General features: G+C 60.7%; 16 protein-coding genes. 2 read left to right on the top strand and 14 right to left on the bottom strand.

What is annotated here, in order from left to right; all coding sequences use genetic code 11:
- Positions 1-12: 12 nt before the first annotated feature.
- Genes ACK9YZ_RS27915 through ACK9YZ_RS27905 form a run of 3 tightly spaced genes read right to left on the bottom strand, consistent with a single transcriptional unit; the run spans position 13 to position 3,216 of the window.
- Positions 13-939, bottom strand: coding sequence for an ABC transporter permease (locus ACK9YZ_RS27915; RefSeq protein WP_416066861.1), 927 nt, complete (start codon positions 937-939; stop codon positions 13-15).
- Positions 939-2,069: an ABC transporter permease gene (locus ACK9YZ_RS27910; protein WP_416066860.1), complete on the bottom strand. Its 1,131-nt coding sequence runs from the start codon at positions 2,067-2,069 to the stop codon at positions 939-941. Before ACK9YZ_RS27910 ends, ACK9YZ_RS27915 begins: the two co-directional genes overlap by 1 nt.
- Positions 2,070-2,088: 19 nt before the next feature.
- Positions 2,089-3,216 (bottom strand): BMP family ABC transporter substrate-binding protein, encoded by a 1,128-nt coding sequence (locus ACK9YZ_RS27905; RefSeq protein WP_416066859.1) that lies wholly within the window; start codon positions 3,214-3,216, stop codon positions 2,089-2,091.
- A 388-nt stretch (positions 3,217-3,604) separates the two neighbouring features.
- Between ACK9YZ_RS27905 and ACK9YZ_RS27900 the strand changes: the two genes are divergently transcribed.
- Together ACK9YZ_RS27900 and ACK9YZ_RS27895 are read left to right on the top strand one after the other, a co-directional pair.
- Positions 3,605-4,228, top strand: a complete 624-nt coding sequence (locus ACK9YZ_RS27900) for a GntR family transcriptional regulator (RefSeq protein WP_416068446.1) — start codon at positions 3,605-3,607, stop codon at positions 4,226-4,228.
- Between the two features lie 174 nt (positions 4,229-4,402).
- A complete protein-coding gene (locus tag ACK9YZ_RS27895; protein ID WP_416066858.1) occupies positions 4,403-4,777 on the top strand; it encodes a DoxX family protein in 375 nt (124 codons plus the stop codon).
- Between the two features lie 395 nt (positions 4,778-5,172).
- Here ACK9YZ_RS27895 and ACK9YZ_RS27890 read toward each other — a convergent pair whose 3' ends face one another.
- From ACK9YZ_RS27890 to ACK9YZ_RS27840, 11 genes are all read right to left on the bottom strand, one after another.
- A complete protein-coding gene (locus tag ACK9YZ_RS27890) occupies positions 5,173-6,240 on the bottom strand; it encodes a porin (protein ID WP_416066857.1) in 1,068 nt (355 codons plus the stop codon).
- A 512-nt stretch (positions 6,241-6,752) separates the two neighbouring features.
- On the bottom strand, positions 6,753-8,429 hold the full coding sequence (locus ACK9YZ_RS27885; RefSeq protein ID WP_416066856.1) for an ABC transporter ATP-binding protein: 1,677 nt from the start codon (positions 8,427-8,429) through the stop codon (positions 6,753-6,755).
- Positions 8,426-9,370: an acetamidase/formamidase family protein gene (locus tag ACK9YZ_RS27880; RefSeq protein WP_416066855.1), complete on the bottom strand. Its 945-nt coding sequence runs from the start codon at positions 9,368-9,370 to the stop codon at positions 8,426-8,428. The genes ACK9YZ_RS27885 and ACK9YZ_RS27880 overlap by 4 nt, the downstream gene beginning before the upstream one ends.
- A gap of 66 nt (positions 9,371-9,436) precedes the next feature.
- Positions 9,437-11,056 carry an ABC transporter substrate-binding protein gene (locus tag ACK9YZ_RS27875; protein ID WP_416066854.1) on the bottom strand — a complete coding sequence of 540 codons (1,620 nt, stop codon included), beginning with the start codon at positions 11,054-11,056 and terminating at the stop codon, positions 9,437-9,439.
- A gap of 25 nt (positions 11,057-11,081) precedes the next feature.
- Positions 11,082-12,002: an ABC transporter permease gene (locus ACK9YZ_RS27870; RefSeq protein ID WP_416066853.1), complete on the bottom strand. Its 921-nt coding sequence runs from the start codon at positions 12,000-12,002 to the stop codon at positions 11,082-11,084.
- A complete protein-coding gene (locus ACK9YZ_RS27865) occupies positions 12,002-12,850 on the bottom strand; it encodes an ABC transporter permease (RefSeq protein WP_216760452.1) in 849 nt (282 codons plus the stop codon). Before ACK9YZ_RS27865 ends, ACK9YZ_RS27870 begins: the two co-directional genes overlap by 1 nt.
- Positions 12,850-13,431 carry an ANTAR domain-containing response regulator gene (locus tag ACK9YZ_RS27860; RefSeq protein ID WP_216760453.1) on the bottom strand — a complete coding sequence of 194 codons (582 nt, stop codon included), beginning with the start codon at positions 13,429-13,431 and terminating at the stop codon, positions 12,850-12,852. Before ACK9YZ_RS27860 ends, ACK9YZ_RS27865 begins: the two co-directional genes overlap by 1 nt.
- A complete protein-coding gene (locus ACK9YZ_RS27855; RefSeq protein WP_216760454.1) occupies positions 13,428-14,561 on the bottom strand; it encodes a transporter substrate-binding protein in 1,134 nt (377 codons plus the stop codon). The genes ACK9YZ_RS27860 and ACK9YZ_RS27855 overlap by 4 nt, the downstream gene beginning before the upstream one ends.
- A 552-nt stretch (positions 14,562-15,113) precedes the next feature.
- Entirely contained in the window at positions 15,114-17,351 is a 2,238-nt protein-coding gene (locus tag ACK9YZ_RS27850) for a glycosyl hydrolase family 95 catalytic domain-containing protein (RefSeq protein WP_416066852.1), read from the bottom strand.
- Positions 17,352-17,353: 2 nt separating this feature from the next.
- Positions 17,354-18,451, bottom strand: a complete 1,098-nt coding sequence (locus tag ACK9YZ_RS27845) for an ABC transporter ATP-binding protein (protein WP_216760456.1) — start codon at positions 18,449-18,451, stop codon at positions 17,354-17,356.
- 37 nt (positions 18,452-18,488) lie between these two features.
- A complete protein-coding gene (locus ACK9YZ_RS27840) occupies positions 18,489-19,523 on the bottom strand; it encodes a LacI family DNA-binding transcriptional regulator (protein WP_416066851.1) in 1,035 nt (344 codons plus the stop codon).
- Positions 19,524-19,567: the final 44 nt, after the last annotated feature.

The following is a 19,567-nucleotide window of genomic DNA, read 5'->3' as shown; positions in this document are numbered from 1 at the left end:
TTTTGTTCGGGCTCATTTCGTCAGGGAAAGCGCGCCGGGCGCACCGGCGAGCGAGCGTGTCGGCGACGAGGTCGCGATCATGATGATGAGGGTCAGCACGTAAGGGGCAGCGTAGAAGAGGTAGTAACCCTGGGTCACGCCGACCGATTGCAGTGCCGGGCCGAGTGCGCCGGCGCCCCCGAAGAGAAGAGCGGCGAGGAAGCAGCCGATCGGGTTCCAGCGGGCGAAGATGACAAGTGCTACGGCCATCAGGCCTTGGCCGGAGGAAATGCCCTCGTTCCAAGAGCCAGGATAATAGAGCGAGAGATAGGCGCCGCCGACCGCCGCCAACGAGCCGCCGACGGCGGTGGCAAGCAGCCGCACGCGATCCGGATCGATGCCCATGGCGCGTGCAGCATCGGTACTGTCGCCGACGACCCTGAGTATCAGGCCGACACGGGTGTTGCGGAAGGCCCACCAGAGGACAAAGGCGAGCGCAGCCCCGAGGATGAAGAGCGCGTTGATATTCAGCGCCGCCTGGATCTGCGGCATGCTCGACCAGAAGCCAAGCGGGATTGCCGGCAGATGCGGAGCGGCCGGCTGGATGAAGGATTTACCGAGGAAGAAGGCAAGACCGAGCCCGAACTGCATCATGGCGATGCCGATTGCGATATCGTTGACTTTCGGCCATTTGCAGATCCAGCCATGAACCAGACCGAAGACCGCGCCTGTCGCCATGGCCGCGAGCACGCCGAGCCAGGGCGAATTGGTCATGACGGCAACGGCGTAGGCCGTCATGGCGCCAAAGACGAGTGTGCCCTCGAGCCCGAGATTGATGCGGCCGGAACGTTCGGTGATCGTCTCGCCGAGGCTGACGAAGATGAAGGGTGTGGAAACGCGAATGGCGCCCGCAAGGATGGCGAGGGGAACACCCCAGATGCCGATGCCTGTCTCTTCCATCAGAGGCTCCTTTTCCAGAGGTCGGGATTGAAGATCCTGAAGCGGCCGTAGAAGGTCTCGAAGAAGAGGATGACGATGAAAAGCGTGCCTTGCAGCACGAGAACTGTGGCGTCAGGCAGGCCCATGCGGCGCTGGATGAGGCCGCCGGAGGCATCGATCCCGCCAAGCAGGATTGCGACCGGGATGATCGCCAGCGGATTGTGGCGGGCGAGGAAAGCGACGAGGATGCCGGTATAGCCGTAACCTGCTGCGAGCGAGGCATTTGCGCTGCCTTGCACCGCTGCTACTTCGATCATGCCAGCGAGACCCGCGAAACTGCCGGCGATCGCGGTGAAGCCGGCAATCAGCTTGCCGACCGGTAGGCCCTGGATCTGGGCGGCGCGCACATTGCCGCCTGCGATGCGGGCGGCAAAGCCGAAGCTCGTCACCTCGATCAGGACCCAGGAGAGGATGCAGGCGATGATGCCGATAAGGAGGCCCCAATGCACGTCCATGCCGGGAATGTTGCCGAGCATATAGTCAGCCGGCAGCGGCCTGGTCGAAGGTTTGTTGAGACTGGCGGGATCGCGCAGCGGTCCTTCGACGAACTGGTTCATCAGGGCGATTGCGATATAGGAGAGCAGCAGCGACGAGATCGTCTCGTTGACACCGCGGTAGTGGCGCAGGAAACCGGCAAGGCCGATCCAGATGCCACCGATGACCATTGCGGCAAGCCCCATGAGAATGAGGGTCGGGAAGACGGGGGCAAAGCCGGCAAGCGGCATGGCCATCGCCGCGGCGGCAACGCCGCCCAGCACGACCGCTCCTTCCCCGCCGATAATGACGAGGCCGAGGCGGGCGGGCAGGGCGACGCAGAGTGCCGTCAGGAGAAGGGGTGCGGCACGGCTTAAGCTGTTCTGCATCGAAAACCAGCTGCCAAAGCCGCCGGTGTACATGAGCTGGAAAAGTACTGCTGGCGATTTGCCGATCGCCAGGATGAAAAGAGAGAAGAGCGCAAGACCGATCAGGATGGCCGCAAGGCCGATGACGATGGGTTCCGCCCGCCGCGCCATCCATTCGAGGATGGGACGGAGCGAAGCTGGTTTTTCGGAAACGACTGATATTGCGGGATCATTGGCCTGAACAGTCATGGCGCTTCTCCCTTCACGGTTACGCCGTGGACCCGACGACGCCCTCAACCAGATAATTCATGCTTTCGAGCTCGATCGCGTCCTCGGCGTAATTCTTGTCGGCGGTTACGACCGTGTTGCCCTTGTTGTCCTTCAGCGGACCCTTGAAGACCGAGAAGCCGCCCTTCATCATCTCCGCCTGCGTGGCTTCGAAAGCCTTGCGACCTTCGGCAGAAACGCCAGGGCCGAGCGCGCTCATCTTGACGAAACCGTCCTTCAGGCCGCCGCGCACGAAGTTGCCGAGCTTCTCGCCGGCTTGTGCCTTCTTGACGAAATCGCTGTAGACGTTGCCCCAGGCCCATTCGGCACCGGTGAGGTATTTTTCGGGGGCAAGCGGGCTCTGGTTGGCGTGATAACCGCAGACGAAGGCACCGCGGCCGGCAGCCGTCTCGACGACGACCTTCGGGCTGTCGACGTGGCAGGTAATGACATCGGCGCCCTGATCGATCAGTGCGTTGGTGGCTTCGGCCTCTTTGACGGCAAGCGACCATTCACCGGTGAAGATGACTTGGCAGGTAATAGTCGGATCGACCGTGCGGGCGCCGAGCAGGTAAGCGTTGATGTTCTGCAGAACCTGCGGGATCGGCTTGGCGGCGACAAAGCCGATCTTCTTGCTCTTCGTTGCATGACCGGCGGCTATGCCGTTCAGATACTGGCCCTGAAAGATATAACCGAAATAGGAGCCGGTATTGGGCGGGTTCTTGCCCTCCTGCCAGAGGCCGCCGCAATGGCGAAACTGGATATCGGGGTACTTCGAGGCTATCGCCAGCATATGCGGGTCGAAATACCCGAAGGAGGTGGGGAAGAGCAGGGTCGCGCCATCGAGGTTGATCATCGATTCCATCGTTTTCTGGACATCGACAGTCTCGGGGACATTCTCTTCTTCGACGACGGTGACACCCGGCAGCGCCTTCACGGCAGCGGCACCCTCGGCATGCGACTGGTTGTAGCCGTAGTCGTCCTTGGGGCCGACATAGATGAAACCGACGGTGAGTGCGGTCTGCGCGAGAGCGCGCGACGACAGGAGGCCGGGAGTTGCGCCGACAAGGGCGGTGGCGGCAGAAGCTTGGAGGAAATGGCGGCGGTTCATGGAAAGGAGTTTGGTCATCGGAATGCTCCCTTGCGGCGGTTTCGCCGGTTCAATTGGCTACAGAAAAGTGTATGCAATGGCTGTGCCAAGTTTTATCCGATTGATTTTTCAGTAAATATTTAAAGATACTCGAAAATGCATATGAAGTGTATGCATTTTTAAGCTCAATGAGATCAAAAACTGTGCATTGTCTATGAAGTAGGCTGGTTGTGACGTCCCCACATACCCGCCTCAGTAAATACAGACGCCGAACGGTGGATTTTTCTTATTTAAAACAATATATTATTGCTAGGTTTGACTTTGACTCGTGGGCGATGCATGTGTATGCATCAGGCAACGGCGGAATCATCCCTTGAAGCAGGTCAGGCGCAGAGAGATCATCCGGGCAGGAACGACCGTCGAGCAGATGGTGCGGGCAATTGCCGACATGATCGTGACCGGGCAGATGCTGCCGGGCGACAAGCTTGACGAAATCTCGCTTGCCGCCCGTTTCGAGGTGTCGCGTACACCGGTACGCGAGGCACTTCGTGAACTCGGAGCGATGGGGCTTATCGACCGGGAACCCAACCGCAGCGCTGTCGTCACCAACGTGACCGAGTCCTATTTGCACTCGATGTTCGAGGCTATGGCGGAACTTGAAGGGGTCTGCGCGCGGCTTGCCGCCGAACGGATGACGGTTGACGAGCGGCGCATACTGGAAATGGAACACCGTGCTTCCGCTCGCCTTGTGCATCAGGGTGCGAAAGAGGACTACGCCGTCCACAATACCGAGTTCCACACGCGGCTCTATCGCGGTGCGCATAACGAGCATATCTATGAACTGGTAACACAGAGCCGGGCCAGGCTTGCGCCTTTCCGCCGTGCGCAGTTCCGGCTACCGGGTCGGCTCGCGAAATCCTATGACGAGCACGACATGATCGTGACCGCGATCATGCGAGCAGATGGCGCAGCCGCTGCAAAGGCGGCCTATTCGCATGTGGAAATCGTCAGCGATGCCAGCGTCGTCTTTGCGTCCGCGAGAGAAAAATAGCTGCCACGGCCGGCATGGCTGTGCAAAGCGACAGTCCTCAGCCGCGACGACCCGAACTGCAGATGTCATCAGGCTCGGATAATCAAATCCCCGGTTATGAGGGTGCAGTGGAATTGACAGCATCCGGACCACGCCATAAGCCGAATTGTGACCAGCAATTGAAGAGGCAGTATAATGTCGATCTGGATTGGGCGAGTTCTGTCAGCGGCGGTCGTTATTCTGCTTCTCGCCGATGCGGCCACTAATCTTTTTGCACCCGGTTTCATAAGGGCGGAAATGGAAGCGACCGGTTTCCCCGTCAATCTGGCCCCGGCACTCGGCATTATCATCGCGCTCTGCGCGATCCTCTATGCCGTTCCGAAAACGGCCTTCCTTGGTGCAATACTGGTAACCGGTTTTCTCGGCGGCGCTATCTGCACGCACTTCCGCCTGGGCGAATTTTTTACGCCTCCACAGATTGTCTGCCTGCTTCTCGGAATTGCCGCATGGGGTGGCCTTTACTTACGCGACCCGAGACTGCGCCAGTTGATACCGCTGACTATGGTCTGAGCGCGTAGCGATCTCGTCCCGGAGTATGTGAGAGCGGCGGGCAGTCGCCCGTCCTTGTTCAAGAACAGGCGCTCGTTCGCGATCTGCGACCAGGACGATCGTTACGCTTACCGGCTGCAGTTTTTTCTGCAGGAAATCGGCGGCTGGGTTCTTCAGACTCTCAGCCGCCGACAGAGACCTCGTCCGTCGGACAATCCAGTCCCGTCAAGTAAAAAGCTCGCCCTCAGGGTGAGGGCGAGCCAATACCATCTACAGGAGTGGAATTCTGTATCGATGGGCGAGGCCGATCCGGCAGGGAACCGGACCGACCTCTTTCTTCTGAATTGGAGGTCACCAAACCAGAAGCTCGTGATGAAAAACCCCGAGATGCGATCCCGGGGTCTTCAATGGTCAGATTAGAACGAACGCTGCAGGCGGAAGTAACCCGTCGTGGAGTCGTCGCCATCTTCCGGATCCAGGTACTGGACCGAAGCCTTGGCGTAGAAGTTGTCGACGATCTGATAATCAACCGTCAGACCAGCCTTCCAGGCATCGCCGGTACCGTCGTAATCGCTCGGAACGGTGTCGAACGCGCTGGCGCCGCCGATGTAGTTGCCGTAGTACTGAACGCCGGGGGTGATCTTCAGCTTGTCCGTTGCCTTGATGGCGTATTCGGCAGCAACTGCCCATTCAGCCGTCGAGTAGTAGGAGTTCGGGCCGCTGGAGTAGACGACAGCGAGGCCGAGCGTGCCCGGGCCGAGTTCAGCCGTACCCATGGCGCGGATTGCGCCGTCTTCGTTGTCGAAGTCCCAGCCGCCGGTGATCTGGTAGCTGAAGGCGCCAGCCGTGCCGCCGATGCCGAAGGCAACGCCGACATTGTTCGGTCCGTCGTTCGCAACGAGGTCGCCGGTGACGGGATCCACGTCACCCTGGTAGACGCCGTCTTCCAGTTCGTCGACGCTGATGCCGGCGTAGAAGGTGCCGGTTTCGTACTGATAACGGATCGAGTTATGCAGCGTTACGACGGAACCGATGTCGTCCGTTTCGCCGGAGAGACCATCGTCCCACCAGGAGTAGAAGAGACCAGCGCGGAAGCCCGCGACGTCGAGGTAAGCGGAGTCGAGGATCGTGTCCTGATCCGTCGCGTTGTCGGCGTTTGCCTGGATAACGATCACGCCGGTGAGCGGACCGTATTCGGTGTCGCTCTTGGCCGTGAACTGAACCTGACCGCGGGTTACAGCATCCCAGTCAGAATCGTTGTTACCGCCCTGGTTTTCGCCAACGTTAACCTGGAAACGGATGTAACCTTCGATCTTCAGGCAGGTTTCCGTGCCCGGGATGTAGAAGTAGCCGGTGCCGTAAGCGTCGCAGACGCGAACGTATTCAACCGGTTCCGGCTCGGCAGCAACGATTGCGTCTGCTGCGAATGCCGGTGCAGCGATGAGGGCAGCTGCAGAACCAAGCAACATCATACGAATGTTCATGGAAAGCCAATCTCCTAAGTTCGAGTGCGTTCCACGAAAGAACGTCCCCTCCAATTAAAGCCCGATCAATTCGGTAAGGCCTAAAATAACCGAAAGACGGGAGGGCTCAACAATGAATGCTCTCATTTTGCAGCGAATTCTAACTAAACCGCCATGTGTGTGACAGAAGTACAACACCCCTTGGACGGGTATTAACGAGAGGTAAAGTAGAATGGCGAAATATTGCTATATTAGGACGACTTAGCCGGATTGGCCGAGCGCAAATGGGGCAAGGGTGGTTGTCGCTGAACGCTGAATTCATCGAATATCCCGCTGCGGCGAGCCTTTATTTGCCCATCTGGACGGGCTGCCGTGAGAAAATGCGGCTGGAAGATAGGCATTGGCTGGCAGGCGGTGCCGCCATTCGACCGTGCCGTAATGCGATTCTGAGCGATGATTCGCAGCCCGCCGAGGCGAGCCTTACCAACACGCACGACTCCAAAGGAGGCGTTTCTGTTCCGCGTCTAGGAAACTTAGACCTGTACGCGCCGTGCCTCCGGGTCAGGAATTGGCACTGCGGCCATCAGGGCCTTTGTGTAGTCTTCTAGAGGGTGTTCGAAGATTTGGCGGCGGGTGCCGGTTTCAACGATCTTGCCGCTGCGCATGACGGCAACCTTATGGGACATGCGCTCGACAACCGCCATGTCATGCGAGATGAAGAGGTAGGAGAGCCCCATGCTTTCCTGCAGTTCCAGCATGAGGTCGAGCACGCGGGCGCGCACCGACACGTCGAGTGCGGCAACGCTTTCGTCGGCGACGATCAGTTTCGGCTCGAGCGCGAGGGCGCGGGCAATGCAGATGCGTTGGCGCTGGCCACCGGAAAATTCATGCGGATAGCGCGTGGCGGCATCCGCCGTCAGGCCGACGCGGCGCAGGAGTTCTGCGACCCTGTCCCGGCGTTCGGACTTGTTGGCAATGCCATGGATGACCAGCGGTTCGGCGATCGCTGCGCCGACCGCCATCCGCGGGTCGAGTGAAGCATAGGGATCCTGGAAGATCATCTGCGCAGTGCGGCGTATCGGCTGCATTGCGCGATGGCTGAGGCTTGCGATATTACGGCCGTCGATGATCACATCGCCCGTGAAGGGGATGAGGCCGAGCACCGCTTTGCCGGTCGTCGATTTTCCCGATCCGCTTTCGCCGACGAGACCGAGCGTTTCGCCCGGCAGGATATCGAAGGAGACGTCGCTGACGGCTGCAGCCGGTGCCTTGCCCTTAAAGAGCAGGCTTGCCGCACTGCCATAGGTGACATTGAGGCCACGCACATTCAGCACCGGGGTGCGGTCGGGATGCAGGGTTTCGACGCTGCGTGACGTGATGCGCGGCGGACTATCTGTGCCGGCAAAGGCACCAAGGCGCGGCACGGCCGAGAGCAGCTGCTGTGTATAGGTCTGGCGCGGTGCACGGAAAATAGCGATTGCCGGGCCTTGCTCGACGATACCGCCATTCTGCATGATGATGACGCGGTCGGCCATCTCGGCGACGACGCCCATGTCGTGGGTGATCAGGATGATCGAGGTGCCGAATTCCGACTTCAGCTCGCGCATGAGTTTGAGGATCTGCGCCTGCACCGTCACGTCGAGCGCCGTCGTCGGCTCATCGGCGATCAGCACTTTGGGACGGCAGGACAGCGCCATGGCGATCATCACGCGCTGACGCATGCCGCCCGAGAGCTCATGTGGATATTGCTTCAGCCGCCGGGCCGGATCGGTGATCTGAACGGCATCGAGCATCCGCAGCGCGGTCGTCTCGGCATTTTCGCTGCCTTGATGTTCGCGGATCGCTTCCGTCAACTGCGCGCCGATCGACATGACAGGGTTGAGCGACGTCATCGGTTCCTGGAAGACCATGGCGATATCGCCGCCGCGCACGCTGCGCATGGCCCGGTCGGAAAGTTTCAGCAGATTGCGCTCGCCGAGCATGATGCTGCCGGAGGAAACCTGGAGCGAGGTCTTCGGCAGCAATCCCATGACCGACAGCGACGTCACCGACTTGCCCGAGCCGGATTCCCCGGCCAGGCAGAGTGTTTCGCCGCTGGCGAGATCGAAGCTGATATCTTTCAGAACCGGTTTGCGGCCCTCGGGCGTTCGCGCATCGACATTAAGATTGCGAACGCTGAGTACGGGCGCGGCGGGCATGGCTTCAATCACGCGAATACGATCCTCGGGAAGTAGAAGGAAACGACCCAGTTTGGCATGTCGACGATTTCGCTGATGCGCAGATCGCCGCAGACCGAGCAGAGCAGATAGGCGTCCACTGCGCTCATTCCGTGCGCCGCCGTCAGAAGATCGATCATGCGCATCACGCTTTCACGCGCGCTTGTCATCAGATCGGGGCCGATGCCGGTGGTGACTTCGTAGCCGGCGCCGTCGAGATGGCGGGTGACAGGTTCTGTCGTCGTAAAGCGAGGCGTCTGCAGGCGTGCATCCTTGACGAGCTCGATCGTTGCCTCGACATTCATCTGGCTTTCGATCGCCGTACCGCAGACCTCGCCGTCACCCTGGGCGGCGTGTGTGTCGCCGATGGAAAAGAGCGCGCCCTCAACCTCGATTGGTAGATAAAGAGTGACGCCAGCCGTCAGGTCACGGATATCCATGTTGCCGCCGACGCGGCGCGGCGGCACGACGGAATGCGTGCCGGGTTCGGCAGGGGCAACGCCGATCGTGCCGGCAAAGGGTTTGAGTGGCACACGGCCGCCGGGGCCATAAAGCGCTGGCGTCATGCTGTTGGCGTCATAGGACCAGACGTGCAGCGCAGGATCCTTGAACTGTTCGGCAAGCAGGCCGAAGCCCGGAATATTCGCCGTCCAGCCGGTGCCCGAGGGAATGAACTTGCGCAATGTTACCTTCAGCGCATCGCCGGGCTTGGCGCCCTCGACATAGACGGGGCCGGAAACTGGATTGATTTTGCCGAAATCCAGATTGTTCAGCGTATCCAGCGTTGCATCGCCGCCGAGCTGGCCACCGGAGGAATCCAGGCATTCGAAATGAATGGTCTCGCCGGGTTTGGCGACGACGGCGGGTGCGAAATCCTTGTTCCAGCCGAAATTATGCTGGGCGCGGTGAATCGTGTGGGTGCAGGCAATGCACATAAGGTGTCTCCCTCGATTTTATGATGCCTTCCCGGCGGAACCGGGAAGGCATTGTTTCCTTAAGGCTTATTGCTTCACATAGATCGCGTCGTAATTGATGACGCGCGTCGGATCGATGTAGATGTTGTCGGCGCCGCCCATGCGCAGCGACTTGGCGACGACGCGGCGTTCGTTGATGACGGGAACCCACGGCGCATCGGTCATGATATCGGTGAAGATTTTGCCCCAGGCAGCGGTGCGTTCTGCGGACTTTGCCGGATCGGACATGGAGTCGGCCGCTACAGCACGCTTGTCGAGATCGGCGTTGCAGTACCAGGACCAGTTCCAACCGCCCTGAACCGCGCCGGCACAACCAAGGATCGGGCCGTAGAAGTTCGACGGATCCGGGAAGTCGGCAATCCAGGCCATGCCGCCCGACCAGATCATCGGCGCCTCGCCTTCCGTGCCGCCGGCCGAGATGACATTGGCCTGTGCGAGAGCACGAATTTCGGCCTTGACGCCGATGGCGGCGAGATCCTGCTGGATCGCCTGGGCGATACGCGGCTGCGGATCAGTGTTGGTCGAGTAGAGAACTGTTTCAAAGCCATCCGGGAAGCCTGCTTCGGCGAGCAGCGCCTTGGCTTTGGCGACATCATAGGCATAGCCGGTGAAGGACTTGTCGTAGCCGGGGATCAGCGGCGGCAGCGGCTGGTTGGCAGGGGTGGCGCGGCCGTTCAGGATGCGGGTGACGCGTTCCTTATTGATGGCCATATTGACAGCCTGGCGCACCTTCACATTGTCGAAAGGCTTCACCTTGGTGTTCAGGGTGATGTAGCCGGTGTGAAGCTGTTCACCATCGACGATCATCTGCGGGCCGTCGGCGGAGTTCTTGATTTCCAGGAATTTCGCTGGCGGGATGCCGTCGCCAGCGATATCGACTTCACCCTTCTGCAGGCGCAGCAGCGCGACCAGCGGCTCCTGGCCCACTTCGACCTTGAAGCTGTCGATATGCGGCATATCCTTGACAAAGTAATCCTTGTTGCGCTCGAAAACGAGCTGCTGGCCGATCGTCCAGTCCTTCAAGACGAAGGTGCCGGAGCCGACAGGCTTTTTGCCGAAATCGCCGCCAGCGGCATCCACGGCTTCCTTCGGCACGACCGATGCGAAGTTGATGGCGAGAACATGCAGAAAGGTCGCGTCGGGACGCGAGAGGTGGAAAATCACCGTGCCGTCGTCGGGCGTTTCGATGCCCGAGAGTGTCTCGGTCTTGCCGCCTGTCTCATCATCGAAGCCCTTGATAGCGCCGAAGAAGCCTGCACCCGGTCCCTGGGTCTTCGGATTGACGGCCCGCTCGATCGAGTACTTCACGTCCGAAGCGACAACTTCGCGACCGTTCGAAAACTTCACGCCCTTGCGCAGCTTGAATGTATAGGTGAGGCCGTCAGGCGAAACGGTAAAGCTCTCGGCAAGCGACGGAACGAGGTTCGGCGTGCCCGGCTCGTAGTCCATCAGGCGGGAATAAAGGCTCTTGATCATCGACCAGTTGACCCAGTCATAGCCGATGGCCGGGTCGAGCGTGGTGATATCGTCCTTATAGGTGACGACAATATCGCCGCCCTGTTTGGGCGTTTCCTGTGCCATGGCGGCGAGCGGCGCGAGCGCCACCATCGCTGCCATGGTCGTGGGTCGAAGCCAGCGTTTGAACATTAGGGTTCCCCTTCTTTGGTTGCTGTCAACGTGTGCGGATGCGTGGATCGATGAATGGGGCCACGAGATCGGCAAGCAGATTGCCGATGACGATGGCGAGTGCCGACGTCAGCGTGACGCCCATGATGATCGGTATGTCGACCTGCTGGATTGCCTGCCAGGCGAGCTGGCCGATGCCCGGCCAGCCGTAGACGGCCTCGACGACGACCACGCCACCCATGAACTGGCCGATATCGATGCCGATCATGGCGATGATCGGCAGGATGGCGTTCGGCAGGGCGTGGCGGAAGATGATGCGGTGCGAGGACAAGCCCTTGGCGCGGGCGGTGCGGACATAGTCCTGATTGAGCACGTCGATCATGGCCGATCGCACCATGCGCGCATACCAGCCGGCGCCGAGGACGCCGAGGGTGGAAGCTGGCAGCACGACATGGGCGAATGTGCCATAACCACTCATGGGCAGCCATCCGAGCGTTACGGCAAAGACATAAAGAAGGAGCAGGGCGACGACAAATTGCGGCGCCGAAACGCCGACGAAGGAAGCCATCATGACGAGCCTGTCAACGAACCCACCGCGGCGCACGGCAGCGATCGTGCCGAGCGCCAGCCCGAGTATCACTTCCACCAGGATGCCGGTGAGCATCAGCACCAATGTTGCCGGCAGGCGAGCGATGATCAGCGTCCAGACCTCGGTCTTCTGTGCGTAGGAACGACCGAGATTGCCGTGCACGAGATTGGCGAGATAGGTGCCGAACTGCACCAGAAGTGGCTGGTCGAGGCCGAGTTCGTGACGAATGTTTGCGACCGTCTGCGCCGTGGCGCTGCGACCGGCGATCATGCGCGCCGGATCGGCCGGCAGTGCATAGAGTAAGACGAAAGTGATGGCGGCAACGCCGAGAAGAATGAGGGCAGCCTGTACCAGCCGACGGAGAGTGAGGAAGACCATCAGCCTCTCCCGCGCTGAGTCGGATCGATAATATCGCGCAGCGCATCTCCGACAAGATTGAAGGAGAGCGCCGTCAAGAGGATGATTGCGCCGGGGAAGAAGACCAGCCAGGGGGCGGCCTGAAAGTAGCTCTGGCTTTCAAAGATGATGTTGCCCCAGGACGGCTGCGGCGGCTGCACGCCGATGCCGAGGAAGGAAAGGGTTGCTTCAAGCAGGACGGTCGTTGCGATGCCAAGCGTGCCCCAGACAATTGCCGTTGGAACGAGATGCGGCAGGATATGCAGGAAGAGCACACGCATATGGCCGGCACCGAGGGAGCGCTCGGCCATGATGAAGTCGCGCTCCACGAGCCCGCGTGTCTCCGTATAGACGATACGGGCGACCTGCACCCAATTGACGAGTGCAATCACCATGGCGACGATCCAGAGGCTCGGCCGCAGCAGCGCGGCGAGCACGATCGCCAGCAGCAAAGCGGGGAAGGCCATCATCAGATCGGTGAAGCGCATGAGGATATTGCTGACCAGACCGCGCATGTAACCTGCGAGGATGCCGATGAAGAGGCCGATCGCCACCGCGATGCCATTGGCGACAAGGCCGATGACGAGTGAGGTCCGCGCACCGAAGAGCATGCGCGAAAAGAGATCGCGGCCGAGCGTATCCGTCCCGAGCAGATAGGGGCCGCCCGGCGGCAGCGGCGCGCCTTCCAGCGACAGGCCGTCGAACATCTGCTCATCGGGGTTGAATGGGGCGACCCAGGGTGCGGCCACCGCAAGGGCGATGACGACCAGCACAATGATGAGGCCGAAAAGGGCTGTGGGCTGCCGCAGCATGGCTTTGATCACACGCATCAACCGGCCTCCGGCAGGGGTTCTATGCCGCCGATGATGAAGGCGGAGATCTGTTCCATCGGCAGGCGGCGACGCATGGCGCAGTTGCGCAGGATCGAATAGGCGCGTTCCTCATCCACCCCATGCGCCTGCATCAGTTTTTCGACGGCGGCATGGACGAGCGGACGCAGGCGCACGCGCTCTTCGAGATATTGCAGGCGTTCAGCCGCGCTCTTGCGCTCCTGATGAATGGAGACGGCCATGACGAGGGCCGGATAGACGGCAGAGGCGGCAATCGGCTTGGCGACGATCGCGCCGGCTCCCTGAGCAAGCGCCCAGGCAATGCGACCCGGCGCTTCCGAACCGAGCAGCGCAACGACGGGGCATGTCGGGGTGCTGCCACTCCATGGCATGAGATCGTCAAACCCCTGGTCGGCATCGACGATGACGATGTCGGGCACGCTTGCTGCAGAAAGCGGCGCCCATTGCAGGGTGGCTGAGAGGCCGAGAAGCCGGAGCTGGCGTATCAGCTTTTCCGTATTGCCGTCCTCACGATGCAGGACGACGGCATGCCAACCGGTGAAATTGGGTGTCTCCTTCATGATACTACCCGCAATTTCGGCAAAGCCGGCTTATTGCGGCCGGTCAAATAGGGATCTGCGGCAAGAGGCGGGCGGGACGCGATCACATCGAAACCGTTCTGGGTATTGATGCGGCCGAGATGGAAGGGCAGGGCGGCGTGGTTCGTCTCCTGGTCGATGTTGAGCGCGCCGAAGGGGGTCGCCCAGCTCTTGCCGTGGAGTTCCCGACGCACGGCGGAAGGTTCGTCCCCACCGGCAGCCACAATCGCATCGACGCAGAGACGCATAGCCGTGTAGGCGCTGGCAAAGACGCTCGAGACGCGGCGAGGCGCGCCATAATGAGCGACGATGCGCTGCTTGAAATCGGTATTCTCGGAGGTCGCAACGTTGTCAAAGTAGGAAGCTGCACAAAGCTGGCCGATCGCAGCGCCCGGCGCGATATCGTCAAGCTCACACTCCATCAGGTCGCAACTGACGACAGGGCAGTTTTCAGGCCGGAAGGCGGCATCTCGATCGGCAAGCCGACGGATTGCCTCATGGAAGGCATAGCTCGATGGGCCGATCAGATTGTTTAGGATGAAGCTCGGGCGGCGCTGCTCGATATCGGAGACGATGCGCTCGACCGCGGTCTCTTCGAGCGGCAGGTAGCGTTCGCCGAGCACTTCTCCGCCTGCATTGGCAGTCAGTTCGCGGGCGAGCCGGTTCATCTCCCAGCCCCAGACATAGTTGGCGCCGACGAGGTAGGGACGGTTGCCATAACGCGGGATCAGATGTTCGAAGAGCGGCAGCAGATGCTGGTTCGGGCAGCCGCCGACGTAGATGACGTTCTCGTTTGCCTCGAAACCTTCGTAGGGGCACATGTACCACAGCAAACCGTCATGCTTCTCGATCAGCGGGATGACTTCCTTGCGGGCGGCGGAGGTGATCGTGCCGACGATGTGGCGGCAACCGGCGCGTAATAGATGCCGGGCGCCCTCTAGATAGGCAGCAAGATCGGCCTGCGGATCGAAGAAAACCGGTTCGACCGAACAGCCGCTCGCTGCGGCAAATTCGGCGATTGCGAATTCCGCGCCGTCGCGTGCATCCCGCCCCATCGAGCCGTATGGACCCGTGGTCGAGTAAAGAATGCCGATTTTCAAAGCATCATTCATTTGTAAGCCAAAAAACCAAAAACCCCATGAGGGCGTCCCGTCAGCGACGGGGCCGTCATGGGGCGAAACTGCCCAGCGACTATCGAAGTCATGTAAAAATGCGGGGCTCTCTGCCTAATCCGCAGGCTTGAATAAAATACAGGCACTCCTGTTTTGTCAAGCGCGCCTCAAGCGAATTCTGGGCAGTCGGGCAAGATCAACGACTGCGCGCAACCAGCCCTGGAAATCAGCCAGTATATTAGCCTGATCCAGGCTTGGCGTGGCGCGATACGCGCATACGCTCAATGATGTGACGGCCGGAGCCCCGGACATGTTTGGCGACGGCCTGAGCGGCTCTTCGACATCCTGTGCCTTGATGCAGGCGATCAGCTCGCGATATTCCTCCAATACATTCGATTGTCAGCTGAGCGAGGTCGGGAACCGCCGGCTGATCGCTCACTGGAGCGTCTATATGCCGACCCCATTCTGCCGCATGTCCGCGAGCTCAAGCTGGAACTGCCCTATGAGTTCGAGCATGATGAATATCGCCAGAGATAAGCCGTAAGCTGTCCTTTAAAAAAGAACGCTTCCGTCGGCGAAACTCTCTCCGACGGTGAGGTCGATCTTATGTCTCGCCTCACCGAAGCAAAGAACCGTGCCCACATTGCGGGATGCCGTGAGGCCGATCTTCACCGGCCTGCTGTTCTCCCAGTCGAGATCGAGCAGCATGCCGCCACGCAAGCGCAGACCGCGGATCCTGCCGCGCGGCCATGCCTTGGGCAAGGCTGGGAGCAGGTGAATTTCGCCTGGGCGCGACTGCACCAGCATTTCGAGGATGCCGGCTGCCCCACCGAAATTGCCATCGATCTGGAAGGGTGGGTGGGCGTCGAAGAGATTGGTGTAGGTTCGCTCGGGGCTGATGAGCAGCTTGATCACATCGAGCGCATGATCGCCGTCGCGTAGCCGCGCCCAGAGATTGATGCGCCAGCCGATACCCCAGCCCGTAGCATCGTCACCGCGGATTTCCAGCGAACGGCGGGCGGCCGCGGCAAGCTCCGGTGTCTTGTCCATGTCGATCTGCCAGCTTGGATAGAGGCCGTAGAGATGCGAGACATGGCGGTGGTGCATCTCCGGCGCCTGCAGGTCCCAGTCTTCCAGCCATTCCTGCAACTGGCCCGCCGAGCCGATCCTGTCGGGCGGCAGGCGGGGCAGTATGCGGTCGATCTCCGAGACGAGCGCATCCTCGCCGCCGATTGAGATGGCGACGGGCCGAAGCAGATTGAGAAAATCCCGGATGATCTGGTTATCCATGGTTGGCCCCGCACAGAGCGAGGCGCCGTGCCGGTGGACATTCTCAGGTGAAAGCGAGGGGTTCGTCACCAGATAGTCCGTGCCCGGAAGCGGCACAAGCACATCGAAGACAAACTCCGCAGCCCCCTTGGCAAGCGGAAAGAGCCGCCGGCGCAGGCCATCGGCATCATCAAGATAGTCCGCAAGATCGAGCAGTTGGGCCATGAGCCAGGCGCCGCCGGTCGGCCACAGGCCCCATTTGGCACCGTCGATCGGTCCGGTCGCGCGCCAGAGATCAGTGTTGTGGTGCATGACCCAGCCACGGGCGCGATAATGCACCTGCGCCGTCTCGCGGCCAGTTTCGGCAAGCTCTTCCGCCATTGCGACAAGCGGTTCGATGCATTCCGGCAGGTTGGCCGGAGCCGGCAGCCAGTAGTTCATCTGCAGATTGATGTTGGCCGTATATTTGCTGCCCCAGGGCGGATCGGTTTCATCGTTCCAGATGCCCTGCAGGTTGGCGGGTTGTGTGCCGGGGCGCGAAGAGGCGATCATCAGATAGCGGCCGAACTGGACATAGAGGGCGGCAAGTGCGGGATCACGTCCCCCGGCAAAACCCGCAATGCGGCGATCGGTGGTCTCGATGGCGGCCGGCGTCGTGCCGAGATCGATGGCGAAGGAACGGAACAGCTTTTGATGTTCCGCCATATGGTCCCGACGCATGATCTCGTGGCTGCGCGCAGAGGCCTTTGAAAGACGCGCCGAGATGGTGCCGTCCGGATCGCCCGAGACATCGTCATAACGTCGGAAACTCGTCGCTGCATCGAGCAGGATCACAAGCTCGTCGGCATCGTCTACGGAGATGCCATTGGAGAGGCCCAGCATTCCTCCCTTGTTGATCACTCGGATGCCAAGGGCGAAGCGCAGGGCACCGGCAATGCCCCATTCGGCCTTGCCGGTACCGGAGAAGGTCAGTTGCGAGGCTCGTCCTCCGACCAGTTGGCCTTGTTGCGGGCTGTCGAGCGATATCCGGCATTTAATGGAGCGGGGTCGATCGGCCGAAAGGCGCAACACAAGCACACCGTCGAGCGCGGAAACGAAGGCTTCGCGAAAGAAGGTCGTGCCATCGGCGACATAAGAGGTCATCGCGATTGCTGCGTCGAGATCAAGCGTGCGGCGATAGTTGGTGACGGTCCTTGAATGCGGGAAATCAATTAGGAGATCGCCGATCGGCTGGTAGGACATCTGCTTGATCGGCTGGGCCATCAGATGTTCTTCGGCCATTGCTTCCGCTTGCGCATAGTGCCCGGCGAATATCAGCTCACGTACTTTTCCGAGATGGCCGTAGGCATCGGGATTGACCGGCCGGTAAGGGCCACCTGCCCAGAATGTGGATTCATTGATCTGCAGCCTTTCTGAAATGGGATCGCCAAACACCATGGCGCCGAGCCGGCCGTTGCCGAGCGGCAGTGCGTCCGTCCAGAGCCGGGCCGGCGTGTCGTACCAGAGAAGATTGTCCGCCATGGTCATTCTGCGGGAATGCTGTTGGCCGGCTTGATATCGCGCACGCGCTTACCGTCGACACTGAAGAGCAGCGCTTTCCTGGCCGAAAAGCCGGCGCTTACCGTTTCGCCGGGGCGCAGAGCCCTCTCCGAGCGGTCCTCGACGATCACCGATTGGCCTGAGGTGAGCGTGCCATAGATGAAACGGGTTCCGCCGAGGTTTTCCACCACATCGACCTTGACGTCGATCGCGCCGCCGCCTTCATCATGCCCCGTGAAATGCTCCGGGCGGATACCGACCTTGACCGGCATTTCCTTACCCATGCTGACGATGCCCGCTCTGAAAACCGTGCCGCAATCGAGCCTGATCACCCCATCCGCACCGAGCGTGCCATCAAGGAAATTCATGCGCGGCGAGCCGATGAAACCGGCGACGAAGAAATTGTCCGGATCGTTATAGAGCGCGTCCGGCGTGCCCGCCTGCTCGATCTTGCCGGCGCGCATGACGACGATCTTGTCGGCGAGCGTCATCGCTTCGGTCTGGTCGTGGGTGACATAGATCATCGTTGCGCCGATGCGCCGATGCAGCTTGGCGATCTCGACGCGCATGGAGACGCGCAGTTCCGCATCGAGGTTCGACAGCGGTTCGTCAAACAGGAAAACGGCCGGGTTGCGGACGATCGCCCGGCCGATCGCGACGCGCTGGCGCTGGCCACCGGAGAGTTGAGCGGGCTTGCGCTTGAGCAGCGGCTCGATCTGCAAGGTCGCGGCAGCGGCGGCAACGCTCTTGTCGATATCGGCCTTGCCCATGCCGGCCATGCGCAGCGAGAAGCCGATATTCTGTTCGACTGTCATATGCGGATAGAGCGCATAGTTCTGGAAGACCATGGCGACGCCGCGTTCTATCGGATCTGCTTCGTTCATGCGTCGTCCGCCGATCGTGAGGTCGCCGGCGGTGATCCTTTCCAGGCCGGCGATCATGCGTAGAAGCGTCGATTTTCCGCAGCCGGAGGGACCGACGAAGACCGTGAATGAGCCATCGTCCACGCTCAGGTTAAGCCCCTCGATCGCCTGAAAGCTGCCGTAGGACTTGTCGATATCATGCAATTCTACGCTGGCCAAAGCTTCCTCCCTTTAACCGCCTGGCGGGCAGAACGCGTCAGGTGATCCGTCGCGTCGAGCCCCGCAAAATGATGTCGCATTCGAGTACGACGCTGCGCGTCGCTCCTCCCAACGGTTCCGTCAGGCGTTCCACAAGAATGTCCGTGATGGTTTCTGCGATGCTTGCCACCGGTTGGGCGACGGCGGTGATGCCGGCTTCATAGAGCCGGAAGATTGCCACATCGTCGAAGCTCGCAAGCGAAATATCCTCGGGCACATGCCGGCCGTTCTCCTTCAGCCAACTCAGCCCTCCGACTGCCATGCCGTAGTTGGCCGAAAAGATCGCTGTGGGCGGATTTTCGAGCGACATCAACCGCTTGGTCGCCTCATAACCGCCATCCATACGCCAGTTGCCGCGGGCCGCCAGTGTCGGATCGATCGTTATGCCCCGGTCACGCAGCGCCTGTTCATAACCTGCCAGCCGCTCGATGCCGGAGGAATTGCGCGGATCGCCCGTCAGGATTCCGATGCGGGTGTGGCCGAGATCGATGAGGTGGCTGACGATGCGGTAGCTCGCGCGATGGTTCTCCACCATCACCCGGTCTGCTGCCAGCCCACGGACGTCGTTGTTGTAGAAGATGATCGGAATGTCATGGTGGATCAGGTCGTCAACGCGGTCGTAGACTTCCGCCGTACCGTCCATCACCAGCGCATCGACGCGCTGCGCTGCGAAGAAATCCAGGGCTTCCGCAACCACACGCGGATCGCCGCCGTGGCAGTAGGTCAGAAGTGCTCGGCCGGTCTGGCGCACCGAATGGGCGAGATGCTCCAGCATGCGGGCATGGAATTCGTCGAAGGTCGGCACCAGGAAGCCGATCATATGGGTAAGGTCGGTGCGGATCGAGGCGGCAGCGGCGTTGCGCCGGTAACCGAGGTCCTGGATCGCCCTCTCGATCTGCTCCCGGTTGGAGCGACGGATCGTCTGGCCGTTGAGATACCGGGACACGGTACCAACAGCGACATTCGCCACCTTGGCGACGTCGATGATCGTCGCTCCGCGCCTCTTTCCTGCCGTCTGGTCCGTTTGTCGCATTTCGAGCAGGCTCCTGCACTCATTCCCGGGAAATGGCGCCCGGT

Source organism: Rhizobium sp. ZK1 (assembly GCF_047782645.1).
GTDB lineage: Bacteria > Pseudomonadota > Alphaproteobacteria > Rhizobiales > Rhizobiaceae > Rhizobium.
The sequence above is the reverse complement of the archived record's forward strand: the minus strand, read 5'-3'. Positions and strand labels throughout refer to the sequence as shown.